Raw genomic sequence first — 24614 nt, 5'->3', positions numbered from 1 at the left:
CTGCACCTGCTTCCGCCTTCGCCGTACCCTCGTCCTCCGGCCCCTCTCCCGGCGGAGAGGGCAGCAAGCTCCTCCCGCGACTCCCAGGCCCATGACCAGCACGCACCGCCTCCCGCTCAGCGAAAAGATCGGCTACAGCCTGGGCGACCTGGCCGCCAACCTGATCTTCCAGACCCTGATCACGTTCCTGGCGTTCTTCTACACCGACATCTACCGCATCCCCGCCGGCACCGCGGCCACGCTGATCTCGGTGGTCGGCCTGTTCGGCGCCCTGGTGTTCACGCCGCTGGTAGGCGTGCTCGCCGACCGCACGCGCACGCGCTGGGGCAAGTTCCGGCCGTGGATCCTGTGGACCGCGCTGCCGTTCGGCGCGATCTCGCTGCTCGCCTTCAGCACCCCGGCGCTGAGCGAGCAGGGCAAGGTGGTCTACGCGTTCACCACCTACACCCTGCTGGTGCTGATCTACGTCGCCAACAACCTGCCGTATTCGGCGCTCAGCGGCGTGCTCACCGGCAGCATGGAGCAGCGCAACAGCCTGTCGGCGTACCGCTTCTTCGCGGTCACCATCGCCCAGTTCGTGATCCAGGTGCTGCTGCTGCCGCTGGTGCTGATCCTGGGCAACGGCGACAAGGCGCAGGGCTTCCAGCGCACCATGGCGCTGTTCGCGGTGGTCGGCACGCTGTGCTTCCTGATCACCTTCCTCACCACCCGCGAGCGGGTGCTGCCGATCGCCGCGGAACCGTCCAGCGTGCGCAAGGACCTGGGCGACCTGGTCCGCAACAAGCCATGGCTGGTGATGCTGGCCCTGACCATCCTGGTGTTCGTCAACCTGGCGATGAAGGGCGGCATGTACGTGTACTACTTCAAGTACTACCTGGATGCGGCGGCGTTGACCCGCTTCCTCGACCAGGCCGGGTTCAACGGCTTCATCGCCGGCATCAACGGCTTGCTCGCCAGCGCCGGGCTGACCGCGCTGCACTGGCCGCAGGATGCGCCGACTTCCGCCTTCAGCGTGTTCAGCGCCGGCGGCATCCTGGCGATGATCGTCGGCATCGGCTGCTCCAAGCGCCTGGCCGACCGCTACGGCAAGCGCAACGTGTTCGGTGCGGCGCTGCTGGTGTCCACGCTGTTCCTGCTGGCGTTCGCGGTCTATCCGCCGCAGGCGATCGGCCTGGTGTTCGGCTCCTATGTGCTGCACGGATTCTTCTACGGCATCACCATCCCGTTGCTGTGGGCGATGATCGCCGACGTGGCCGACTACTCGGAGTGGAAGAACCACCGCCGCGCCACCGCGATCATCTTCTCGGCGATGCTGTGCGGGCTGAAGGTCGGCCTGAGCGTCGGCGGGGCGCTGGTCGCCGGCCTGCTCGCCTTCTACGGCTACGACGCCGCGCTGCCGCAGCAGAGCGCCGCGGTGACCGGCGGCATCCGCCTGGCGGTCAGCGTGTACTGCGCGATCCCGTTCCTGCTCGGCGTGGCGCTGCTGTTCCTGTACGAGATCGACAAGGCGCTGGAGTCGCGCATCGAACGCGACCTGGACACGCGCCGCCTGCAGGCCGCCGCGCTCGGCAACTGACGCTTCCTCCCCTCACGCTCTAGGTACGCAATGTCCGCCGACACCGATGCCGCAGACCTGCAGAGGCTGGCCAGCAAGGCCATCTCGCAGCCCCTGGTCACCCACATGTACACCGCCGATCCGTCGGCGCACGTGTTCGAGGGCGCGTTGTACATCTATCCCTCGCACGACATCGACGCCGGCATCGCCTTCAACGACGACGGCGGCCATTTCGACATGGAGGACTACCACGTGTTCCGCATGGACAGCGCCGACGGTCCCGTGGTGGACTGCGGCGTGGCGCTGCACGTGAAGGACGTGCCGTGGGCCGAGCGGCAGATGTGGGCGCCGGATGCGGCGTGCAAGGACGGACGCTACTATCTGTATTTCCCGGCCAAGCGCGCCGACGGCATCTTCCAGATCGGCGTGGCCATCGGTGCGCGCCCGGAAGGGCCGTTCACCGCCGAGCCGCAGGCCATCGACGGCAGCTACTCGATCGATCCGGCCGCGTTCGCCGACGACGACGGCGAGCACTACCTGTATTTCGGCGGGATCTGGGGCGGGCAGCTGCAGAAGTACCGCGACAACGCGTATGCGCAGGCGCACGAGGAACCGGCCGATGCCGAGCCGGCGCTGGGGCCGCGCGTGGCGCGGCTGCGCGCGGACATGACCCAGTTCGCCGAACCGCCGCGCGAGGTCAGCATCGTCGACGAGCACGGCCAGCCGCTGCTGGCCGGCGACCATGCGCGCCGCTTCTTCGAGGCGCCGTGGCTGCACAAGTACGGCGGCCGCTACTACCTGTCGTACTCGACCGGCGACACGCACCTGCTGTGCTACGCGATCGGCGATTCGCCCTACGGCCCGTTCACCTACCAGGGGCCGCTGCTGAGCCCGGTGATCGGCTGGACCACGCATCATTCCATCTGCGAGTTCCAGGGCACCTGGTACCTGTTCTATCACGACGCCATGCTGTCCGGCGGCGTCACCCACCTGCGTTCGATCAAGCTCACCGAGTTGCAGCACGACGCGCAGGGGCGCATCGCACTGGTCCATCCGTACGGGGAATGAGGACGGCGCGGGGCCGGTTCGCCGACCCGCGCCGCACGCGCAGCGCCGACCGCCGCTGCACGTGCGCAGGCGCTGCGCGGCCTACGGCATCCAGACCAGGTTCTGGGTCTGCGGATCGGCAGTGACCTTCTCGATCTTGCCGGCATCGTCGAAGGACACCTGGAACTCGCCGAAGCTGGTCAGCCAGTAGCGCCACAGCTTGGCGTCCAGGTTCGGATTCTCGCTGCTGATCGGGTAGCCCAGCGCCATCAGCGTCTGTTCGCGGGTCATGCCCTTGGTGATCCGGCTGCTGCCGATCGCCTCGCGGATCTTCGGCGGATACGCCGCCAGCTTGAGCTTGGGATCCTGCGCGATCACGTAGCGCTGGGCGAAGGCCTCGTTGCCGAGGTCGCGGCTGTAGTCGTTGCCGATCGACTGCTTCTGGCCATCGATCAGCACGTTGACCCGATAGCGGCCGTAGCCGGTGACCTTGACCGGGGTGCCGGCGGGGATCACCCGCTTGCCGTTCTCGGCGTAGTTGCTGTCGCTGATCCAGCTGCCGTCGCTGCGCATGTTGCAGCACAGGAAGCCGTCGTACTTGGTGTCCGCCGCCGCGGCCAGGCCGGGGAGGGCGGTGGCCAGGACCAGGGCGAGCAGGGACTGGGTGGGGCGCATGGAAGACTCCTTTCTGGCGGCGCGGCGGCCGCGGTTGGCGGTGCCGCAACGCGGCGCCGTGCCGGTTCCCGGCGCGTGCATTGTGCCGGCAAGCGCGGCCGCGGAAAACGCCGGCGCCGCGCACGGTGACGGCGGGTGCGCTGGCTGTGTATGCTCGGACGCAATGGACGACATGACGCCCGCCGAGATCTCCTTGCGCATCGACGCCCTGCGGCGCGAGCACCGTGCGCTCGACGAACAGATCCAGCGCACCCCGGCCAACCTCGACGACGAACTGCAGGCCAAGCGGCTGAAGAAGCGCAAGCTGCAGCTCAAGGATTGCATCATGCGCCTGGAAAACCTGCTGATCCCCGACGAACCGGCGTGAGCGCGGCGACGTTCTTCAGCATCGGCCACTCCACGCGTGGCCTGGACGCGTTCCTGGAGATCCTGCACGGCGCGCAGATCGCGCACCTGGCCGACGTGCGCGCATTTCCGTCTTCGCGGCGCTTCCCGCAGTTCGACGGCAGCGCGCTGGCGCGCAGCCTGGCCGCGGCCGGCATCGGCTATACGCACTTTCGTGCGCTCGGCGGGCGCCGCGACAGGCAACCCGGCATCGACCCGCAACGCAACGGCCACTGGCGCAGCGCCGGTTTCCACAACTACGCCGACTACGCGCTGGGTGGCGACTTCGGCGAGGCGTTCGCCCAGTTGCGCGCGCTCGGCAACCGCGGCGCCTGCGCGGTGATGTGCGCCGAAGCCGACTGGCGCCAATGCCACCGCCAGATCGTCTGCGACCACCTGCTGCACCACGGCCACCCGGTGATCCACCTGCTCGACGCCAGGCGCCGCGAGCCGGCGACGCTCAACCCCGCCGCGCGCAGCGATGCGAATGGGCAACTGGTCTATCCGGCGAACATCGCGCCTGCCGGGCCGGTCACTGGCGATCTGTTCGGCGGCTGAGCGATTCGATCCGTACGATGTCACCCGTAGGAGCGGCTTCAGCCGCGACAAGGTCTCGCCGGGCGGTATCTGTCGCGGCTGAAGCCGCTCCTACAGGGCTGTCGCTAGCGGCGAGAAAAGCAGCATGCGGTGGCCGCCTCAATCCTGCGGCACCACCGGCTCTTCCGGCTTCGCCGCTTCCGGGCTGACCCGCTCGATGGTGTGGCGCAGTTCGCGGCGCGCCAGACAGACGCATCGGCGCCGTGATGACGAACGCGTCGCCACGCGCCTGGTTCTCACCGCCGTACCGGTGCTCTCACTCCGAAACCGGAGTCTCTTCCGGCTTCGCCGCCTCCGGGCTGACCCGTTCGATGGTGTGGCGGAGTTCGCGGCCAAGAATGAACTTGGCATCTTTCGCCCATGCGTCCAGGCGCTCGTCGAACATCAGCTTGCTGTTCTCGTCCGGCCACACCAGTTTCAGTTCGCGCAGCTTCTGGATGAAGCCGCGGAACAGGGTCTTGTCGAAGAATTCCGGCGCGGCCGGGGCGTACAGCAGGCTCAGGCGTTGCGCGGCCTGCTGGCACAGGCTTTCCAGTTCGCCGGCGCCGAGCTTGCCGGGGCCGTTCTTGACCAGCACCGAAATGGCGATGTAGTAGCGCTCGAACGCCTGCTGCAGCGAATGCCCGATCGCGCGCAGGCGGAACACCTCGTCGGTCTGTCCGGTGTTGCGCGCCAGCACGCCGCCGTCGTCGTCGTTGACCTGCAACAGCAAGCCTTCGCGCACGAACACCTCGATGGTGCGCTCGATGCGTTCGGCGAACTGGTCCTCGCTCCACGGCAGGAACAGTTCGGCCTGCAGGAACGGGTACACGGTGCGGCCCAGCCGCAGCAGGCCGGAGCGGCTCATGCGGCGGTTGTTCTGGAAGCAGCACGCCACCCACGAGGAGGCGGTGAACAGGTGCAGCACGTTGTTGCGGAAGTAGCTCAGCAGCACCGCGTTGTCGCCGTTGACGCTGAGCACGTCGCCGAGCGGATGCGGCGTGCGGGTCAGCACGTTGATCTCCTCGGCGTGGGCGATGATGCGCTCGGGCGAATGCGGGGTGACGGTGACCCGGTCCGAGTACGGCAGTTCGGCCAGCAGCTTCTTGCACAGCTCGATCTGCGCGATCAGGTCGGCTTCGCCCATCGCGTGCTTGGGCGTGGACAGCAGCGCCAGCGCCAGCAGGTTGACCGGATTGACGTCGGCGGCGGCGTTGATGTGCACCTGGATCTGCTCGGCCAGCGCATCGACGGTGCCGTTCAACCAGCTCGGTTTCTCGTCCTCGCCCAGCGGCTGGCCGTCCCAGTCCGGCGCGCGCTGCGCCAGCACCTGGCTCAGCGCGATCGGCTCGCCGAAGTTCACCACCACCTGGCCGTAGTTCTGCTTGAGCACCTTGGGGATGCTCCATAGCAGGCCCCAGATCGATTCCTTCTCCTTGGGCCGGCCGCTGAGTTCGTCGAGATAGCTGTTGCCTTCCATCAGCTTCTCGTAGCCGACGTAGATCGGCTGGAACAGCACCGGCTTGCGCGGCTGGCGCAGGAACGCGCGCAGGGTCATCGCGATCATGCCGCCCTTGGGCTGCAGCAGCCGGCCGGTGCGCGAGCGCCCGCCTTCGACGAAGTATTCGATCGAGTAGCCGCCGGCCACCAGCTGCGCCACGTATTCGCTGAGCACCGCCGAATACAGCGCGTTGCCGCGGATCGAGCGGCGGATGAAGAACGCGCCGCCCTTGCGCAGCAGGGTGCCGACCACCGGCAGGTTGAGGTTGATGCCGGCCACGATGTGCGGCGGCACGATGCCGCGTTCGTACAGCAGGTAGGACAGCAGCAGGTAGTCCATGTGGCTGCGGTGGCTGGGCACGTAGATCACTTCGTGCCCGGGCGCGGCCTCTTTCAGCTTGTCCAGGTGGTGCACCAGCACGCCGGCGTAGATGCGGTTCCACACGTGGGTGAGCAGGAAGCTGGCCGAGCGCACCACCGGGCTGGAATAGTCGGCGGCGATTTCCCAGGCATAGGCGTGGGCCTTGCGCCAGGCGTCCATCGGCTTGCTGTTGTCGCGCTTGGCCTGCGCGGCGATCGCCTCGCGCACCGGCTCGGCGGCCAGCACCTGGTCCACCAGCAGGCGGCGGGTCGACAGGTCCGGCCCGATCACCGCCTCGCGGATGCGCCGGAAGTGGGTACGCAGCACGCGCTGCAGCTTGCGCACGGTGCGTTCCGGCGGCAGCCCTTCCTCGATCGTCAGCCGCATCGACACCGGCGGGGCGAAGCGCACGATGGTGCTGCGGCCGTTGAGCAGGACGCCGAGCAGGCGGCGGAAGCTGCCGACCAGCGCCCAGTTTTCCGAGAACAGCACCGCGAACCAGCCGCTCTGCTTGTCCGGGGCGCGGCCGACGAAGATCGACACCGGCACCAGGTGGATGTCCAGGTCCGGGCGCTCGCGGTGCGCCTGCAGCAGTTTGGCCAGCGAATCGGAATGGGTCTTGGCGCCGCGCTGCTCGGGGATCAGCGCGTTGTTGCTGCTGCGCCGCGACAGCGCCAGGTAGGCGCGCTTGCGCCCCAGCGGGTCGCCGGGCAGCGGCACCAGCGGCGACGGCAGGCCGGCCTCGCGGCACGCCTTGTCCAGGATCAGCGCATTGGACAGGCCGTAGTCCTCCAGCACGTAGACCACCGGGCGGCCGTCGTCGTACTGGCCGGGTTCGGCCGGTTCGATGTTCAGGCCCAGCCACGGATCGGCCACGCGCCCGAGCAGGCGCGCCCACAGCGGCCGCTTGGCGGCGCGCGCGGCGAGCACCGGGCTCGGCAGCGCTGCAGCGCCGGTAGCCGGCGGCACGCTGCCGGCGGCATCGCCGCTGGCCGGAGAGGCGGGCGCATGCGCCGGGTCCGAGGCGCGCGCAGCCGCAGCGTCGTCGGGAAAGGGGAGGGGATTTTGTTCTGGCATCGGCGTCATTATCGCTTAGCCGGCGCTGCGGGATCGGCGGGCGGGGCCGTGGGCGCCTCGGCCGGGGCCGTGTGCGGTGCCGCGGCGGTGGCCAGCAACGCGTCCACCTCGTGCAGGGTATCGCGCAAATACCAACGGCCCTGGCGGCGCACCAGGACCGCGGTGGTGTCGATCTGCGCGCCGCCCAGCGGGTACTGGATGCGCACCACCGCCTGATCGCCCTGCTGGCTGACCAGCCCGGTGCGCAGTTCGCGCGCGCTGGCGTCCAGGTCCAGGCCGTAGCCGGCCAGCACCGTCTTCAGCTCGCCCAGGAACGGCCCGAGCCGCTGCAGGCTCTGCTCCATGCCCAGGCCATGCAGGTCGGCGTCGCTGCGCAGGCCGGTGCGGCGCGCGGCGGCGCTGAGCTGCGCGATCGCCGCCTGCGCGCGCTTGCGCTCGGCCAGCGGCGCGTGCTCGGCCCAACCGCTCAGCGCCTGGACCAGCTGCACGTAGTGGCCACGCTGTTCCGGGGTGTAGTCGCCCTGGTTGCGCAGGTACTGCACGCCGAACAGGCCCAGCGAGTGCGCGGCCTGGCGCAGGCTCGCCGACTGCCCGCCGAACTGCGCGTCGAAGGCGCGCTGCAGCTGGCGTTCGGCGTCCGGCGCGGACAGCGTGTCGAGCACTTCGGGCAGGCGTTCGGCCAGCGGCAACTGGGTCAGCGGCCAGCGGCTGCGGTCCTCGCTCCAGGCCTGCTGCAGCCGTTGATAGTGCGCGGGCGGCACCGCGGCGCGGGCATAGCCGGCCAGGTCGTTGCGCTGCAGCGTTTGCGCCAGTTCGCGCACGGCCGCGGCCGGTTCGGCGCTGGCGCCGGGCAGCTCGGCGGGGCTGCGCTTGCACCCGGACAGGGCCAGTGCGGCCAGCAGCAGCGCGGGAACGACATGCAAGGGTGTGAGCCGGGTCGGACGTGGCGGCATATGGTGCTAGCTCGTTCCCCAAAACGTTCCGCATCTTGCTGGGCGCGCGCGATTCGGGCAAGCCGTGCGCCGCTGGCAGTGCGGTCGTGGCGATTGTCGGGGGCTGGATACCGATGTCGTGCCGGGACAATTTTTGGCCCGATCGGACCGGTCGAGACAACGATGTCGGCGCGATGTCGGTGTATCGCACAGTGTGCCGCCACATTGCGCAATGTTGCGGCGCATCATGTAACCGCTTGCAGTTGCTGTTACCGTCCGCCCACCTTGCCTCGAGGTGGTACTGGACGGGGGTCCCAGTGCGATACATGTCCGAAATCTTCCGAGCACTGTGTCACGCTGGTAGCGGCCGTGGCGGATTGGCCCTGGCCGGCGTCCTGTGTGGCCTGGCCATGACCCTGTCCGCGTACGCGCAGGACGGCCGTTTGCCGCCGCGCGAGGCATGGCGCGCCTCCAGTTCTTCCAGCCAGGTCAAGGCGCAGGCGATCGGCTACCTGATCGACGGCGATGCCACGACCCGCACCGGCGGCGCGTTCAGTCCCGGCCATTGGTTCCAGGTCGACCTGGGCCGCGAGGCGCGGCTTGGCGGTGTGCGCCTGCAATGGGACAGCGCCAATCCGGAAGGTTTCCTGCTGCAGGCCTCGCGCGACGGCCAGCGCTGGGACACGGTCTACACCATGGCCGATTCGATGGGCGGCACCGAGACGCTGTTCTTCGCGCCGCGTAGCGCGCGCTACCTGCGCCTGGCCAGTCCCGAACGCACCGCCGACTGGGGCATCTCGATCTTCGAGATGGAGCCGCTGGGCGCAGCGGACAGCGCGCGGCTGCGCGGCGTGCCGGCCGGCGCGGCGGCGGCACTGTGGCAAGGCGGTGCGGCGATGGCCATGCCGGGCAAGGGCACGCAGCCGCGGCAGCTGGAGATCGCGTTCCCGCGCGCCTTCGCCAGCGCCGGCCTGCTCGTCGAATTCGCCGGCGCGCATGGCGCGGCGCGGTTGCAGGCGCAGGACGCCGCGGGCCGCTGGCGCACGCTGGCCGAGGATCCGCAGGCCGGGCAGAGCGACAGCGCCTATCTGGCCGGCACCGCGCCGGTCGAGGCGCGCGCGCTGCGGCTGAGCGTGGATGCCGCGCCGGGCGCGGCCGCACCGGCGCTGCGCCGCCTGCGCCTGCTCGGGCCGAAGGCGGTGATGACGCCGATGAAGCGCTACCAGGTTGCCGCGCAGCGCGGCCAGGGTGCGCTGTTCCCGGCCTCGCTGCACATGCAGCAGACCTACTGGACCGCGGTCGGCATCCACGCCGGCCGGCAGAAATCGATCTTCGACGAATACGGCAACCTGGAAGCGTGGAAGGGTGCGCCGCTGGTGCAGCCGCTGTGGCGCGACGCCTCCGGCACGGCCGCCGGCGCCGACGGCCATGCGCTGACGCATGCGCTGCGCGATGGCTGGAAACCGATGCCGTCGGTGAGCTGGTCGCCGCAGCCGGGGCTGGAACTGCGCAGCGAGACCTTCACCATCGAACACGGCGGGCAACCGGTGACGTTGCTGCGCCACCGCCTGCGCAATACCGGCGGCAGCCCGGTCAGCGGCACGCTGTCGCTGCTGGTGCGGCCGATGCAGATGAACCCGCCGTGGCAGAACGGCGGCCTGTCGCCGATCCACGACATCGCCGTCGAGGACGCCGCGGTGCGCGTCAACGGCCGCCTGCTGCTGGAATCGTTGAGCGCGCCGAGCGGCGGCGGCGCCGAGGCGTTCGGCCCGCACGGGGAAACCGAGATCACCCGCCACGTCGCCGCCGGCACGTTGCCCGCGCAGCGCGATGCGCACGACGCCGACGGCCTTGCCGCAGCGATGCTGAACTACGCGGTGACGCTGGCGCCGGGCGCGCAGCAGGACGTGGTGCTGGCGTTCCCGCTCGGCACCGCCAGCGCCGACGCGCAGGGCAGGCTGCCGCCGGCACCGGCGCTGGATCGCGCCGCGCTGCTCGGCGCCGAGGCGCGCGACCCGGGCCGCGGCTTCGATGCGCTGGCCGAGCGCGTGTCCGCCGACTGGCAACGCCGGTTGGGCAACGTCGGCCTGAGCCTGCCCGACGCCAGCCTGGTCGACATGCTGCGCGCGCAGGCCGCGTACATGCTGATCAACCAGACCGGCCCGGCGATGCAGCCCGGTCCGCGCAACTACAACCGCTCCTTCATCCGCGACGGCATGGCCACCTCGGCGATCCTGCTGCGCATGGGCCAGGCCAAGGTCGCGCGCGACTACCTGCAGTGGTACAGCGACCACGCGGTGCATGCGAACGGGCTGGTGTCGCCGATCCTCAACGACGACGGCAGCGTCAACGACGGCTTCGGCTCGGACCTGGAGTACGACAGCCAGGGCGAATACATCACCCTGGTCGCCGACGTGGCGCGCCTGGACGGCGGCCCGGACAGCGTGCGCGCCTACCTGCCGAAGGTGAAGCTGGCGATGCAGTTCATGCAGGAACTGCGCGAGCGCACCCTGGTGCCTGGCTACATGGGCGAGCAGCCGGCGCCGGAACGCTTCCGCGGCATCCTGGCGCCGTCGATCAGCCACGAAGGCTATTCCAGCCCCACCCACAGCTACTGGGACGACTACTGGGCGCTGAAGGGCTGGCACGACGGCGCGTGGCTGGCCGAGTCGCTGGGCGACAAGGCGACCGCGGCCTGGGCGCGCGAACAGTACGCCGCGCTGCGCACCTCGCTGGCCGCCTCGATCCGCGCCACGATGGCCTGGAAGGGCGCCGACTTCATCCCCGCCGCGGCCGATCTGGGCGACGGCGATCCGAGCAGCGTGTCGATCGCGCTGGATCCCACCGGCCAGCAGGACCTGCTGCCGGAACAGGCGCTGCGCACCACCTTCGCGCGCTATCTCGACGACGTGCGCAAGCGCAAGCAGCCCAATGCGCTGTGGGCGTATTCGCCGTACGAGATGCGCAACGTGCTGACCTACGTGCACCTGGGCCAGCCGCAGGTCGCCGTCGAACTGCTGCAGGACATGCTGCGCGACCGCCGCCCGTTCGAATGGCAGGTGCTGGCCGAAGTGGTGCATTCGCGGCCGCGTTTCCCGCGCTATCTCGGCGACATGCCGCACACCTGGATCGGCGCCGAGTACGCGCGCACCGTGTTCGGCATGCTGATGCACGAGGGCGACGACGCGCTGGTGCTGCTGCCGGGCACGCCGCCGGCCTGGGTCGAGGGCGAGGGCCTGGCGGTGCAGCGCCTGCCGACCGCCTATGGCCAGCTGAGCATGCGCGCGCGCCAGCGCGACGACGTGCTGCGGATCGATCTCGGCAGCGGCCTGCGCGCGGGCACTGCGGTGCGCGTGGCCTGGCCCTCGCGCACGCGGCCGGCGCAGGTGCGCGTGGACGGGCGGCGCATCGACGCCTACGACGCCGCCGGGGTGGTGTTGAGCAAGCCGTTCCGGACCCTGGAGGCACGCTGGTGAATCCGCGCATCGCACACGCGCCGGAACAGCGCGCCAGTATCACCATCAAGGACGTGGCGCGCCTGGCCAACGTCTCGGTGGCGACGGTGTCGCGCACCATGAACGGCCACCAGCACGTGGCCGAGCCGGTGCGCGCGCGCGTGCTGGAAGCCGCGCGCACCCTGCACTACGTGCCGCACCATGCCGCACGCAGCCTCAGCAGCCGCCGCACCCACACCATCGGCGTGGTGCTGCCCGACCTGCATGGCGAATTCTTCTCCGAGCTGATCCGCGGCATCGACACGGTCGCGCGCGAGCGCGGCCTGCACCTGCTGGTGTCCAGCTATCACGGCGAGCCGGAAGAGCAGCGGCTGGCGGTGCGGCGCATGCCCGGGCGCGTGGACGGGCTGCTGATCATGTCGCCCTATCTGAGCACCGACGCCGACGAAGCCGCCGACATGCTGCCCGGCACGCTGCCGGCGGTGCTGATGAACTGCGCCGAGCGCATCGCCGACGCGCAGGTGCTCAACGTGGACAACTACGGCGGCGCACGGGCGATGACCCGCCACCTGCTCGACAGCGGCCATCGCCGCATCGCTTTCATCGCCGGGCCGGACGACAACTTCGATGCGCGCGAACGCCTGCGCGGCTACCGCGACGAACTGCACGAGCGCTGCCCGGACGTGGCACCGCGGGTGTTGCCGGGCGATTTCGACGAAGCCTCCGGCTATCGCGCGGGGCAGGCGCTGCTGCAGGGTGAGCGTCCGGACGTGGTGTTCGCGGCCAACGACATGATGGCGCTCGGCTGCCTGTTCGCCTTCACCCACGCCGGCCTGCGCGTGCCCGAGGACATCGCCCTGGCCGGGTTCGACGACGTGCCGATGGCGCGCTACGTGCACCCGGCGCTGACCACGATGCGGGTGGACATCGCCGGCTTCGGCGCGCGCGCGATGCAGCTGCTGCTCGCCGCGCTGGAGCCGCAGACCGCAGGCGCGGATGCGCCGCTTTCCTCCGATATCGCTCCCCAATTGATCGTCCGTGCGTCCAGTGCCCAGCGAGGACCCGCCATGGACTGACACCGCCCGTCGCGCTCCACCCTTACCGTTTGCATCCAACTAGAAGAAACAACGAATGAACCCGTTTACTGCCCTGGGAGGGGTTTCTGTCATGAAGAGAAAGCGTTCCGCTTCCAATATGCCCGCACGCAGCCTGCTGTGCTGCGCCCTGGCGACCAGCCTGTTCGCGACGATGCCGGCGATGGCGCAGACCAGCACCGCGATCCTGCGCGGCCAGGCCCAGGCCGGCGCCGAAGTGGTCGTCACCAATACCGCCACCGGTTCGGTGCGACGTACGCCGGCGGGGCCCAACGGCACCTACACCGTGATTGGCCTGCCACCGGGCAGCTATACGGTCGAGGCCAACGGCGTCAAGCGCAGCGTGACGCTGCAGGTCGCCTCCTCGTCCACGGTCGATCTCGACGCCGGCACGGCCGCAGCGCCGAGCGGCGACGCCACCACGCTGGGGACGGTCAACGTCACGGCGCCGCCGTCGATGAAGGACGTCAAGACCTCCGAGGTCGGCAACGTTGTCTCGTTGCGCCAGATCCAGCAGCTGCCGCAGGCCACGCGCAACTTCCTCGAGTTCGCCGACACCGTGCCGGGCATGGTGTTCCAGGTCGACGGCAGCGGCAACACCAAGCTGCGCGGCGGCGCGTCCAATGCCAGCTCCGGCAACCTGTACATCGACGGCGTCGGCCAGAAGAGCTACGTCAAGGGCGGCGGCATCGCCGGCCAGAGCGATACCCAGGGCAATCCGTTCCCGCAGCTGGCGATCGGCGAATACAAGGTCATCACCTCCAACTACAAGGCCGAGTACGGCCAGATCAGCGGCGCGGCGATCACCGCGGCGACCAAGTCGGGCACCAACGAGTTCCACGGCGAGGCGTTCTTCCGCTACACCGACCAGGACATGCGCGACAAGCGTCCGGACGAGAAGGACACCGAGAAGACCGATTCGCAGATCAAGGAATACGGCTTCGCGCTCGGCGGCCCGATCATCCAGGACCGCATGCATTTCTTCGTCGCCTATGAGGGCAAGGAAAACGCATCGCCGAAGACCGTCCTGGCCAGCCCGGAAGCCAGCCCGTACGTCGGCTACCTGCCGTCCAACCTGTCCAGCCAGTACGGCCCGGCCAACCTGCCGTTCACCGAAGACCTGTACTTCGGCAAGATCGATTTCGAACCGACCGATCGCGACCGCATCGAGCTGAGCGGCCAGTATCGCGACGAGACCCAGGTCGCCAACATCGGTGGGCAGAGTGCGGCCGACCACGGCACCAACAAGATCAACAAGGACAAGCGTGCCAACCTGCGCTGGCAGCACAGTGCCGACAACTGGTTCAACGAGTTCATCGTCGGCACCGAAAACTCGGAGAACAACCCGACGCCGATGAGCATCGGCAACGGCATTCTCTACAACTACCTGTCCCCGCGCGCCGGCTCCAACGACGTGGACGAGTACAGCTTCCTGCAGACCGGTTCGGCCGGCGGCGCCAACGTGCAGCGCAAGAGCCAGAAGGGCTGGTTCCTGCAGAACGACCTGACCTTCACCAGCTTCCAGTGGCATGGCGAGCACACCATCAAGATGGGCGTGAGCTACAAGGACATCAAGCTGACCTCGCAGGACGCGGCCGCGCTGAATCCGCAGTTCAGCTACTCGGTGGACGCCAATGGCGTCGCTTCCACGCCGTACCGCGTGGACTTCGTCGCGCCGTACACCACGCCGGGCCAGAAGGCCACGGTGGAGTCGCCGTCCAAGCAGTACGGCATCTACATCCAGGACGACTGGGCCGCGACCGACAAGCTGATGATCAACATCGGCGTGCGCTGGGACTATGAGAAGAGCCCGGCCTACACCGACTTCGTCACCTCGCAGGACTTCGTCAACGCGCTGTACGCCGACGATCCGGAGAACCCGGGCCATCCGTGGGCCGACCGCCTGCTGCCCAGCGGCATCAACGTGGCCGACTACATCAGCACCGGCAACAACCGCAAGAACTTCAAGGACGCCTGGGCGCCGCGCCTGGGCTTCTCCTACGACTTCTTCGGCGACGAGAGCGCCGTGCTGCACGGCGGTGCCGGCCGTTCCTACGACCGCAACCTGTTCGAGCAGCTGGCGCTGGAAACCAGCAAGGCCGCGCTGTCGCCGGTCGCGGTGTATTTCCAGAACCCGGCCACCGGCCAGTGCTATCGCTCCGACCGCGTCTGCACCGCGTGGGATCCGCGCTACCTCAACGGCGTGGATCAGCTGACCTCGATCCCCGGCGTCAGCGGCAGCGCCGAGCTGTTCATGTTCAACAACAAGCTCAAGACGCCGTATAGCGACCAGTACAGCATCGGTATCAGCAACCAGGTCGGCGACTGGCTGACCGACGTGACCTTCCAGCGCATCCTCAGCTACGACGGCTTCGCCATGTCGCTGATCAACCGCTATCCGGACGGTTCCTACTTCCAGAACGGCAGCGCGCCGTGGGGCGAGCCGGTGCCCGGCTACCAGAACACCATCATCGGCAGCAACGGCCTGGAGCAGCGCAGCAGCCAGGTGCTGTTGTCGGCGGAGAAGCCGTACACCAAGGAGTCGGGCTGGGGCTTGAACCTGTCCTACACCCACACCAGCGCCCGCCAGAACCGCAACATCGACGAGCCGTACGCGTTCGACAAGGCGACCATCCACGACTATCCGTTCGTGAAGTCCGATGCCGTGGCCGCGCACCGCTTCGTCGCGTCCGGTTCGATCGACGGTCCGTGGGGCGTCACCTTCGGCGCCAAGCTGGTGCTGGCCACGCCCGAGCCGATCAACACCATCGCCTGCTACGGCAAGGTCGATGCCGATGGCGGTACCTGCCAGCAGGTCGGCGTGGTGCCGCCGGCCAGCGGCAAGTTCCTGCTCGGCGGCAAGATCTGGGGCTACCGCACGGTGGATTTCCAGGCCACCAAGGAGTTCGCCGTGTACAACGACTACAAGCTGTCGGCGCGCATCAATCTGCTCAACGCCTTCAACTTCAAGAACTACACCTCGTATGTGTACAACGGCTTCGGCTCCAACGGCCAGTTCGATCCGGACATCACCATCAACAAGACGGGCGATATCAATTATTTCCCGCGCACGGTGAGCTTCGAGATCGGCGCCAAGTTCTGATCCACCGCCATCGCCCACGCGCGTGCCCGACCGGCGCGGGTGGGGTTTTTCCGGACGGGGCCGCTTGGCCCCGTTCGCGTATCGGATACTCCCTTCTTTCCGCACAGGACCGCGCACGCATGATCGCCGCCCCTCTCCGCAATCTGGTCATCGTCGGCGGCGGTACCGCCGGCTGGATGGCCGCCGCCGCGCTGGCGCGCGTGCTGGGCCCGGACTACCGCATCACCCTGATCGAATCGGAACAGATCGGCATCGTCGGCGTCGGCGAAGCCACCGTGCCGCACATCAAGGCCTTCAACAATCTGCTCGGCATCAACGAAGCCGAGTTCGTGCGCCAGACCCAGGGCAGCTTCAAGCTCGGCATCGAGTTCGTCGACTGGCACCGGCCGGGCACGTCCTACATCCACGGCTTCGGCACCGAGATCGGGCATTCGCTCGGGCTGCTGCCGTTCCAGCAGTACTGGTTCAAGCAGGCGCTGGCCGGCAAGGCCAAGCCGCTGGGCGCCTACACGCTCAACACCGTGGCCGCCAAGCGCGGCAAGTTCATGACCTCGGCCAGCGACGCGCCGCCCAACTCGCCGCTGGGCAACATCGCCTACGCCTACCATTTCGACGCCTCGCTGTACGCGGCGTTCCTGCGCCGTTTTTCCGAGCAGCGCGGGGTGACCCGGCGCGAAGGCATCGTCGAGGAGGTGCAGCTGCATCCGGAATCGGGCGATGTGCTCTCGGTGCGGCTGGCCTCGGGCGACACGATCGCCGGCGACCTGTTCATCGACTGCTCCGGTTTCCGCGGCCTGCTGATCGAACAGGCGCTGCACACCGGCTATCACGATTTCACCCACTGGCTGCCGTGCGACCGCGCACTGGCGGTGCCCTGCGCCAAGGTCGGCCCGCCGACGCCGTACACCCGCGCCACCGCGCGCACGGCCGGCTGGCAGTGGCGCATCCCGCTGCAGCACCGCACCGGCAACGGCTACGTGTATTCCAGCGCGCACATCAGCGATGACGAAGCCGCAGCCACGCTGCTGGCCAACCTGGACGGCGTGGCGCTGGCCGATCCGCGCCCGCTGCGCTTCGTCACCGGGCGCCGCAAGCAGGTGTGGAACCGCAACGTGGTCGCGCTGGGCCTGGCCAGCGGCTTCATGGAGCCGCTGGAATCCACCAGCATTCACCTGATCCAGTCGGGCATCTCCAAGCTGCTGGAGCTGTTCCCGCGCGAGGGCATCAGCCCGGTGCTGGTGCAGCGCTACAACGACCGCATCGCCTTCGAGTTCGACCGCATCCGCGATTTCCTGGTGCTGCACTACACCGCCACCGAGCGCGACGACAGCGACTTCTGGCGGCAGTGCCGCAGCATGGCGATCACCCCGGAACTGCAGGCGACGCTGGACCTGTTCGCCGACAGCGGCCGCTTCTACCGCAACGGCGAGGAGATGTTCGCCGAGATCAGCTGGGTGCAGGTGATGGTCGGGCAGGGCATCCTGCCGCGCGCCTACCACCCGCTGGTGGACCAGGTGCCGGCCGCGGACATCGAACGCTTCGTCGCCAGCATCGAGCAGACCATCGGCCATTGCGTGGATGCGATGCCGCCGCACCAGGCCTTCATCGACCGCTACTGCGCCGCCGCGCCACGCTGAGCGGGCTGCCCGGATCGCGGGCCGGGCGTAAAAAAAAGAGGCCTCGCGCACCAAGGCGCGGGCCTCTTCAAAATCCGACCGAAGCCGGAGAACGGTTTGTGGCGCATCTCCGGCAACGCCGGACGCTGCGCATGCTACCGGCAGTGCGCAGCTAATGCAATGGTTTAAGTTTTATTGGCTAAGTCGTTGATATTTATTGATCGATCAACGCGCTGCCGCATGCGCCAGGGTCGCGGCGATCTCGTGCTGGATCGCTTCGGCCGCGGCGCGCGGATCGGCGGCCTGGCGGATCGGGCGGCCGACCACGATCGCATCGGCGCCATCGGCGAAGGCCTGGGCCACGCCGACGGTGCGCTGCTGGTCGTCGCCGACCGGGCCGCCGGGGCGGATGCCCGGACACACGATCGAGAAGCCGGCACCGGTGGCGCGGCGGATCGGCGCCGCTTCCTGGCCGGAGGCGATGACCCCGTCGATGCCGGCGGCCTGCGCGGCCAGGGCACGTTCCACCACGACGTCCTGCGGTTCGCGGTCGATGCCCATCGACGCCAGGTCGGCGCGGCCCATCGAGGTCAGCACGGTCACCGCCAGCAGGCGCATGTCGCCGCCGTTGGCGGCGGCCGCGGCCTGCATCATCGCCGGGTGCCAGCCGTGGATCGTGCAGTAGTCCACCGGCCACTGCGACAGGCGCCGGATCACCCCGCCGACGGTGGCCGGGATGTCGAAGAACTTCAGGTCCACGAACACGCGCTTGCCGCGCGCGGCCAGGGTCTCCAGCACGTCGAAGTATTCGCCGGAGGCCAGCAGCTCCATGCCGATCTTGTAGAACGCCACCGCGTCGTCGAGCCGCTCGATCCACTCGATCGCCTCGGCGCGGCCGGGCACGTCCAGGGCGAAGATCAGCCGTTCGCGCGCCTCCAGCGCCAGCGGCGCGCGGCTCACTGCGCCAGCTCCAGCGCGTCGCGCTTGGCCTGGTGGCGCGCGGCGCGGGGCTGCGCGAAGTCATTGTTGAACAGCGCCGGTTCCCAGGAGCCGTAGCTGGGGTTGGGCAGCATCCACCAGCGCTCGCCGAACCAGTCGTGGTACTGCTGCAGCAGCTGCGCGCGGCCGTCCGGGGTGTTGGCCACGACCTGCACGAAATCGCCGAGCTGGTCGCCGAACTGCATCAGTACGCGGTACTGCTGGCCGACCAGCTTGCGCCGGCAGTTCTTCTCCGAGCCGTTCTGCTCGCAGTCCTTGACCACCGTGCCCAGGCCCAGCAGCACGCTGTTGTCGGCCACCGGCAGGCCGGCGCTGCGCAGGTTGGCCAGGGTCGCGTCGGTCAGGTGCACCGCGCGGTTGGACACGTACAGCACGGTGATGCCCTTGGCGGTGGCGGCCTTGGCGAAATCGACCACGCCGGGGATCGGCTTGGCCTTCTTCTCGGACACCCACTGGTCCCAGCTGAGCTCGTCGTACTCCTTGCCGTTGCGGATCAGCCGCGCCTGGTACGGCGAGTTGTCCAGCACCGTCTCGTCCACGTCCATCACCACCGCCGGCTTCAGTCCGGTGGCCGCGTTGCCGCGCTCCTCCGGCACCAGCGCGTCCCAGTTCGGCTCCTTCAGCGCCGCATCCAGGCGATCGGCGGCGGCGCGGTAGGTCTGCTCGGCCACGGCCCGGTATTCGGCCGAGCGCTGCATCCACAGCACCGCGTTGAGGTTGTCGTCGCCGGCCACGGCGGTGTCGGCGGTCTTGGCGGCGGGCGTCGCGGCATCGGTGGCCGGCGCCTGCGGCTTGCAGGCGGACAGGGCGAGCACGGCGCAGGCCAGTGCGGTGCGGGCGATCGGGGTCATCGGGCGCGGAAACCTAGGCGGGGAATCGATCAATTTTAGCGGGTTGCGGCCGTTGCCGTGACGCACGGGTAGATGGCAGCGCCGCGCCGCGCCAGGCGCCAAGCCCGGAAAGGCACAAGGGCCATCGGCTGTCGCCGGCGAAGGCAAGTCCTTCGATGGTGGCGCGATCGGCCAGCGGCTCTATTTGGCGCTCGATGGCGGCGGCGTCGGCAGCAGGTTCAAGGCCAGGCGCAGCTCCGCCGTGCTGCCACCGAACTGCGTCGCCAGACGGGCGCTCTCGGCATCGTAGGCGGCCGTCAACGACAGCAACGGCAATGCATCGCGCGGAGCGTAGGCACTGCCGACCACATGGCCCGCTTCGCCGTTGCGCGAGCGCGCCTTATCGAAGGCGACGTCGCTGCCGACGAATTCGGCATGGGTCTTGTCGCCGCGGAGGTAAGGCAGCAGCCATTGCACGCTGTGCGCGAGCGAGGCGCGGTTGCGCGCCTGCCAGTGATACAGGTCTTCGCCACGCTCCGAGAAGGCCAGGGCGAGCGTCACCAGAGGGCGCAGGTCATAGACATGGTAGGACAACGCATCGCGCTCGATGAAGTCGATGCTCTGGCCGTCCGGTCGCAGGTTGTCGCCGATCTGTTGCTTGAAGCCATCCCTGGCGTAGGCGATCAATGCGTCGTCGTCCAGCGCGATGCCGATCAGGCCGACGGTCTTCAAGCGATGGCTCTGCCAGTTGTTGGTGGCGGTCTTGCGCTTGGGATCGCGCGACGCGATCTCGGCGCGCGCAATGCGCCGCATCCAGTCGTCGACGTCATCGCGGGTGCCGGTCGGCAGCGACTTCCTGACGATGCGGTAGGCAAAGATCGCCGGCTCCAGGCCCGTCTCGTCGATGGGTTGACCGGTGGGCTGGTTCACTGCGGCCCATCGGCCGAGATAGTCGCCGGCTTTCGTCGCATAGCGCGCCTCGCCGGTTAAGGCGTAGGCCACGGCCAGTGCCTGGATCTTGCGCATGTCGCCCAGGCTGGCTTCGGTGCTTGCCTTGACGGGGTCGCCTTTCAGCCGGCCGGCGGTGCTCAGCACGGCGATAGGGTGCGCGGTATCGTGCAGCGTGGCGTTGGCCAGGCGCAGCTGCGCGGCAGCCGCGTCGTTGCCGGTGCCGAGTTGGCGCCATTGCTGCTCGGTCGGCCAAAGGCGCTGTATCGCAGCGGCCGGCGCGCATGGCGACAGGACTAGGACGGCGACGGCGAGGCTAGCTCGCAACCCGGCGAAAGACATAGAAGGCACTCCGTGCGACGGCGGCGACTCGCGATTTTGGCGAATCTATGCCCCGCGGCATGAACCGGACATGGCTTCAGGCGCGAGCGTGCGAATGCGGCGCGTGTTGACCACGTCCGTGTGTGGATGCACCAGGCCGAAGCCGAACATCACCATCCACAGCGGTTGAACATGGCGCGCGAAGATGCGGACGACAGGGTATCGCTGGCCTGCGTTGTCAGGACTATCCCGACAGTACGTCGGAGATGCTCGGATGGTGGATCTGCCTGCAGCACAAGACAATGCAGCAGCGCCGAATCGCAGTCAGGGGATTTCGTTTCGTCGCCGATCGCTCGCTTCGCAGCACGGCACACCGCATTCCAGCGATGCGGTCTTCCGGTTCCGCCTGCACAAACATCCCCTACTGAAATCCCAAGGAAGGATCGATCCATGGTCGGTAGAAAACTCTCGTGGCTGTGCCTGGCGTCGCTTGCCGCAACGACCGCTTCTTGCGCCATCGTCAAAAACGCTCCGCAACTCTTCCTCTACGACGAGCCTACCGACGGCGAGCGCACGCGCCTGCGTCTGCTGGGCGCGACCGACAACGCCGTGATCTATCCGGGCACCACCTGCAATCGCGGCCATGTACCCGGCTTCGGTCGGGTTGCGTTCTCTCCGTTGACTGCGCATCGGAACCTGCAGATGCCGCGCTTGAGCGATACGCCGAAGCGGTCGCTCGAACTCTATGTCCGCCCCGAGCAGCCGCTCGTGCTGGCATTCGACGCAGGCGCGTCGGCGCCTGCCGCACCGTGCCCGCCTGCGCCGCCCGGCTACCGCATGGTCTGCAATCGCCCGATCGGCCATGGCCCCACCTGCGTCGCCGAAGGGACGTTCGTGCCGCAAGCCGGGCAGGACTACGAGGCCGTTCTGAACACCGCGTCCGGCGCGTGCAGCCTGGATATCTATGCGCTCGTCAAAGGCGCCGATGGTCGGATCGATCGGCGCTCGGTGCCCAGTCGTTCGCCCACATGCCCCGCTGAACAGCAACAATAAGGAACGTTCCGTGTCATTGAAAATATGGATGTATGGGGTTGCTGTCGCCGCCGTGGTGCCTGCGTTGGTCGGTTGCGCCAGTACCGGCAAGAAGGTCGCCTTCGTCGAGCCGGTGCAGACGCCGTTGACCGTGCTTGCCAGTACCGACTCGAAAACGCGTGGCTTGCGCGTCGTAAGGCGCTCGCACACCGCCAAGATGACAAGCGTGAAGGTCATGCAGGGTGTGTTCGGCGCCATGAGCGGACAGGTAGTGACGGGATTCAAGAAGGAGGATCTGCTCGGCGACCCCAACGAGGCCATCGTCGATCCTGCGCTGAGTACGCTGCCGGCTGCGCTGGAAAAGAGCTTGCATGCGTATGCCGCCGCGCATCCGCAGGATCTGCCGCCAGCGATGTTCAAGGTGAAGGCCGAGGACTGGTTGCTCGTTTACAAGTCGCTGGGAGATGCGGACACGCCGTACGAACTGCGCTTTGCGGTCAGCATGCAGGCGCGGCCTGCGGATGTGGGCGGTGTACGTCAGGCGTCGGTGACGCAGCGTTGCAATCCGGGCGTCATCGAACTGCCGATCGCCGACTGGGAGGCCGACGACTACGCCCAGGTCAAGCGGCGGGCCGATGAGCTCTCCGAACAATGCGCCGCCGAGTTCGCGCAGAGCTTTCCCGAACTGTTCCACACAGCCGAGAGCGTGGCGGTAACGCAGCAGTAGCCCTGCTGTCGCTGCATCGATGTTGCCGGCGCCACGCTTGTCGGCATGGCCGCCATTGCCGGGATGGCGGCTAATGCAGACCGGCTCCGTGCGTTGCAGGCGAACCGATCGCGGTTCGGCGCTATGCTGCACGCCATTGCCTGGATGCCGAGCACGATGACCGACACTTCCGCACCCCCCGTCCTCTCCGCCGTCGAAGCTCGTGCGCTGGGCTGCCTGATCGAAAAAGAGGCCACCACGCCGGATGCGTATCCGCTCACGGTCAATGCGACGGTGGTGGCCGCCAACCAGAAGACCTCGCGGGAGCCGGTGCTGTCGCTGAGTCCGGGCGATGTGCAGCATGCGCTGCGCCAGTTGGAAGGGCACGGGTTGGCGCGGCAGCAGTTCTCTTCGCGCGCGGTGCGCTACGAGCACCGGTTGGCAGCGGCATTGGATCTGACCCAGCAGCAGGTGATCCTGATCGGGCTGTTGTTGCTGCGCGGCCCGCAGACGGCGAACGAGCTGCTGGCGCGGGCCGAGCGCATGGCGCGGTTCGCCGATGCCGAGGACGTGCGGCACCAGTTGGAGCGCCTGGCGCAGCGCCAGTTGGTGGTGCAGCTGCCGCGTGCCAGCGGCCAGCGCGAGGATCGCTACATGCATCTGCTCGGCGGGCCGATCGATGCGGAGGCGTTGTCGGCATCGTTCAAGGTGCGCCCGGCCGCGTCCGCCAACGACGAGCTGGAAGCGCGGGTGCAGGCGCTGGAAGCCGAAGTGGCAGAGCTGCGCGAGATCGTCGCCGCATTGCAGGCGCAGGGCGATACGGCATAGCGCCGTTGTTCCGCAGGAGGCTGTCGCGGCCGTGCGCTGGCGCGTGTCGCTACAGAGTCTTCGGCATCATGGCGGTGCTCAGCGATCGCCGAAGGCGATGCCGTGAGTGGTTTCTTCCAGCCGCGCGGCAACGCTGGGCGCTCGGGTCTTGCTGTCTCCACTACGGCTGGCGCGTACGGTTATCGCAGCCGGCGGTTGCATCGATCCTCATTCGATCTCCATCTGCGGAATCAACATCAGCAGATCGGTCACCCCCACCTCCGCGCCGGCCTGCCTGAGCAGGGTGGTGGCCTGGCCGCGGTGGTGGGTCTGGTGATTGAAGAAATGCAGCAGCACATCGCCGAAGCGTCGGCGATGGGTGTCGCCGCGGGTGTTGCGGTAGTGCAGCGTGATGTCCAGGTCCGCGGCGCTCACCTGCGCCATCCAGGTGGCGATGGTGGCGTCCAGCGCCTGGCGTTTGGTCAATAGCGCAGCCAGGGTCGTGGCCTGCACTGCGTCGAGCGCGGCGGGAGTCGGAGCGGCGGCGATCGCGCTCAACGCCGGGTACTGGGCCGGATGCTGGGCGAAGCGCTGCAGCCAGATCGTATCGGCCACCACCAGGTGGTTGAGCGTGCCCAGCAGCGAGCCGAAGAAGGCACCGCGCGGCTGCGCGACCGCCTGTTCCGGCAGGGTCGCCGCGGCCGCATACAGGCGCTCGTTCATCCATTGGTTGTAGCGCGCCAGCAATTGCAGCGATTCCAGAGCGTCCACGGCTCAGGCTCCCGGTCGTTAGTTCGAGGCAGACAGGTCGCGTGCGTACAGCTCGACCTCGTGCGCATCCGCGGCGATCCGCATGCGGCCCTGCGCAGCGAAGCCCAGCGCTTCCAGCAGCCGTGTCGAGCGCGCGTTGTCCGGCGCCACGATCGCGCACAGACGCGGCAGCGCCAGGGTGTCTTGCGCGTACGCCAGGACAGCGCGCGCGGCTTCGCTGGCATAGCCGTGGCCTGCGTAAGGCTGCAACAGGGCGTAGCCCAGGTCCGGACAGGGCAGGGTGGGGCGCAGTACCAGGCCGGCCACGCCGAGCCAGGCACCGTCGTCGCGGCGTTCCACGGCATACAGGCCAAAGCCGTTCTGGGCGTAGCTGAGCACTGCGCCGTCGGCTAGGTAGCGGCGCGCCTGGGCTTCGTCGCGTACGCCGCGGTCGCCGATATGGGCCAGGAAGCCGGGGTCGTTGAGCAACGCCAGCATCGCGGCGGCGTCGCGGTCCGGCTCCAGCAAGCGCAGGCGCAGGCGCGCGGTTTCGATCACGGTGGACACTGCACGTCCTTGCGGGGATGACGATCGCGCAAGCGTGGCGCGGCCTGTGCGGATTGGCAAGCTGCAGGGGCGGGCGCGGGCATTCGGCGCTTGTACGGCTTGGCCGCGCGAAGGAATACGTCGTCTGCTGCCCGCTCGCAGGCCCTATGGCGCGTTGCCGGCGCCGCCGATGCAGATAGCGGCTAGCGGCGAGTGCGGCCCCCCCAACGCCGCGCAGGAGGCATCCGGCAGCGCACGCGGCGCACTCAGCCGCGCGTTCCGGATCATGCTGCAATGACA

19 protein-coding genes are annotated in these 24614 nt (G+C 68.6%); 11 read left to right on the top strand and 8 right to left on the bottom strand.

The window, feature by feature from the left end; translation table 11 throughout:
* The first annotated feature begins 91 nt into the window (after positions 1-91).
* Together AB8810_RS23515 and AB8810_RS23510 are read left to right on the top strand one after the other, a co-directional pair.
* Positions 92-1576 (top strand): MFS transporter, encoded by a 1485-nt coding sequence (locus tag AB8810_RS23515; RefSeq protein ID WP_191826106.1) that lies wholly within the window; start codon positions 92-94, stop codon positions 1574-1576.
* Between the two features lie 30 nt (positions 1577-1606).
* Positions 1607-2623, top strand: coding sequence for a glycoside hydrolase family 43 protein (locus tag AB8810_RS23510; RefSeq protein ID WP_191826105.1), 1017 nt, complete (start codon positions 1607-1609; stop codon positions 2621-2623).
* A gap of 81 nt (positions 2624-2704) precedes the next feature.
* Here the strand turns inward: AB8810_RS23510 and AB8810_RS23505 are convergent, their stop codons facing one another.
* A complete protein-coding gene (locus tag AB8810_RS23505) occupies positions 2705-3277 on the bottom strand; it encodes a hypothetical protein (protein ID WP_369915072.1) in 573 nt (190 codons plus the stop codon).
* A gap of 163 nt (positions 3278-3440) precedes the next feature.
* Here AB8810_RS23505 and AB8810_RS23500 point away from each other — a divergent pair, with 163 nt between their 5' ends.
* Positions 3441-3644, top strand: a complete 204-nt coding sequence (locus tag AB8810_RS23500) for a YdcH family protein (protein ID WP_179570107.1) — start codon at positions 3441-3443, stop codon at positions 3642-3644.
* Entirely contained in the window at positions 3641-4219 is a 579-nt protein-coding gene (locus tag AB8810_RS23495; protein ID WP_369915071.1) for a DUF488 family protein, read from the top strand. Before AB8810_RS23500 ends, AB8810_RS23495 begins: the two co-directional genes overlap by 4 nt.
* A 295-nt stretch (positions 4220-4514) precedes the next feature.
* On the opposite strand, the gene plsB is transcribed toward AB8810_RS23495, so the two are convergent.
* Positions 4515-7184 (bottom strand): glycerol-3-phosphate 1-O-acyltransferase PlsB, encoded by a 2670-nt coding sequence (gene plsB / locus AB8810_RS23490; protein ID WP_369915070.1) that lies wholly within the window; start codon positions 7182-7184, stop codon positions 4515-4517.
* The gene (locus tag AB8810_RS23485) at positions 7184-8128 is read right to left on the bottom strand and encodes a hypothetical protein (RefSeq protein ID WP_179570095.1); all 945 of its coding nucleotides are present in this window, start codon (positions 8126-8128) and stop codon (positions 7184-7186) included. The genes plsB and AB8810_RS23485 overlap by 1 nt, the downstream gene beginning before the upstream one ends.
* 389 nt (positions 8129-8517) lie before the next feature.
* On the opposite strand from AB8810_RS23485, the gene AB8810_RS23480 reads away from it, so the two are divergent.
* From AB8810_RS23480 to AB8810_RS23465, 4 genes are all read left to right on the top strand, one after another.
* Positions 8518-11583 carry a discoidin domain-containing protein gene (locus AB8810_RS23480; RefSeq protein ID WP_369915069.1) on the top strand — a complete coding sequence of 1022 codons (3066 nt, stop codon included), beginning with the start codon at positions 8518-8520 and terminating at the stop codon, positions 11581-11583.
* A complete protein-coding gene (locus tag AB8810_RS23475) occupies positions 11580-12638 on the top strand; it encodes a LacI family DNA-binding transcriptional regulator (protein WP_206258704.1) in 1059 nt (352 codons plus the stop codon). Before AB8810_RS23480 ends, AB8810_RS23475 begins: the two co-directional genes overlap by 4 nt.
* Positions 12639-12729: 91 nt before the next feature.
* Positions 12730-15759, top strand: a complete 3030-nt coding sequence (locus AB8810_RS23470) for a TonB-dependent receptor domain-containing protein (RefSeq protein WP_179570089.1) — start codon at positions 12730-12732, stop codon at positions 15757-15759.
* Positions 15760-15878: 119 nt separating this feature from the next.
* Positions 15879-17396 (top strand): tryptophan halogenase family protein, encoded by a 1518-nt coding sequence (locus tag AB8810_RS23465; RefSeq protein ID WP_369915068.1) that lies wholly within the window; start codon positions 15879-15881, stop codon positions 17394-17396.
* 204 nt (positions 17397-17600) lie between these two features.
* Here AB8810_RS23465 and pyrF read toward each other — a convergent pair whose 3' ends face one another.
* The 3 genes from pyrF to AB8810_RS23450 form a co-directional block, all read right to left on the bottom strand.
* Positions 17601-18335 carry an orotidine-5'-phosphate decarboxylase gene (gene pyrF / locus AB8810_RS23460; RefSeq protein WP_179570085.1) on the bottom strand — a complete coding sequence of 245 codons (735 nt, stop codon included), beginning with the start codon at positions 18333-18335 and terminating at the stop codon, positions 17601-17603.
* Entirely contained in the window at positions 18332-19225 is an 894-nt protein-coding gene (locus AB8810_RS23455) for a 5'-nucleotidase, lipoprotein e(P4) family (RefSeq protein WP_369915067.1), read from the bottom strand. Before AB8810_RS23455 ends, pyrF begins: the two co-directional genes overlap by 4 nt.
* A gap of 180 nt (positions 19226-19405) precedes the next feature.
* Positions 19406-20494: an alginate lyase family protein gene (locus AB8810_RS23450; RefSeq protein ID WP_369915066.1), complete on the bottom strand. Its 1089-nt coding sequence runs from the start codon at positions 20492-20494 to the stop codon at positions 19406-19408.
* Positions 20495-20923: 429 nt separating this feature from the next.
* On the opposite strand from AB8810_RS23450, the gene AB8810_RS23445 reads away from it, so the two are divergent.
* From AB8810_RS23445 to AB8810_RS23435, 3 genes are all read left to right on the top strand, one after another.
* Positions 20924-21526 (top strand): hypothetical protein, encoded by a 603-nt coding sequence (locus tag AB8810_RS23445; protein ID WP_369915065.1) that lies wholly within the window; start codon positions 20924-20926, stop codon positions 21524-21526.
* A 10-nt stretch (positions 21527-21536) separates the two neighbouring features.
* Entirely contained in the window at positions 21537-22232 is a 696-nt protein-coding gene (locus AB8810_RS23440; protein ID WP_369915064.1) for a hypothetical protein, read from the top strand.
* A gap of 156 nt (positions 22233-22388) precedes the next feature.
* Positions 22389-23039 (top strand): YceH family protein, encoded by a 651-nt coding sequence (locus tag AB8810_RS23435; RefSeq protein ID WP_369916711.1) that lies wholly within the window; start codon positions 22389-22391, stop codon positions 23037-23039.
* Positions 23040-23246: 207 nt separating this feature from the next.
* Here AB8810_RS23435 and AB8810_RS23430 read toward each other — a convergent pair whose 3' ends face one another.
* A complete protein-coding gene (locus AB8810_RS23430; RefSeq protein ID WP_369915063.1) occupies positions 23247-23789 on the bottom strand; it encodes a DinB family protein in 543 nt (180 codons plus the stop codon).
* 18 nt (positions 23790-23807) lie between these two features.
* Entirely contained in the window at positions 23808-24335 is a 528-nt protein-coding gene (locus tag AB8810_RS23425) for a GNAT family N-acetyltransferase (RefSeq protein ID WP_369915062.1), read from the bottom strand.
* Between the last annotated feature and the right edge of the window lie 279 nt (positions 24336-24614).

The sequence above is a fragment of the Xanthomonas sp. NCPPB 3005 genome (assembly GCF_041228095.2).
GTDB classification, from domain to species: domain Bacteria; phylum Pseudomonadota; class Gammaproteobacteria; order Xanthomonadales; family Xanthomonadaceae; genus Xanthomonas_A; species Xanthomonas_A bonasiae.
Note: the sequence above shows the minus strand (reverse complement) of the source record. Positions and strands in the feature narration are given on the sequence as shown.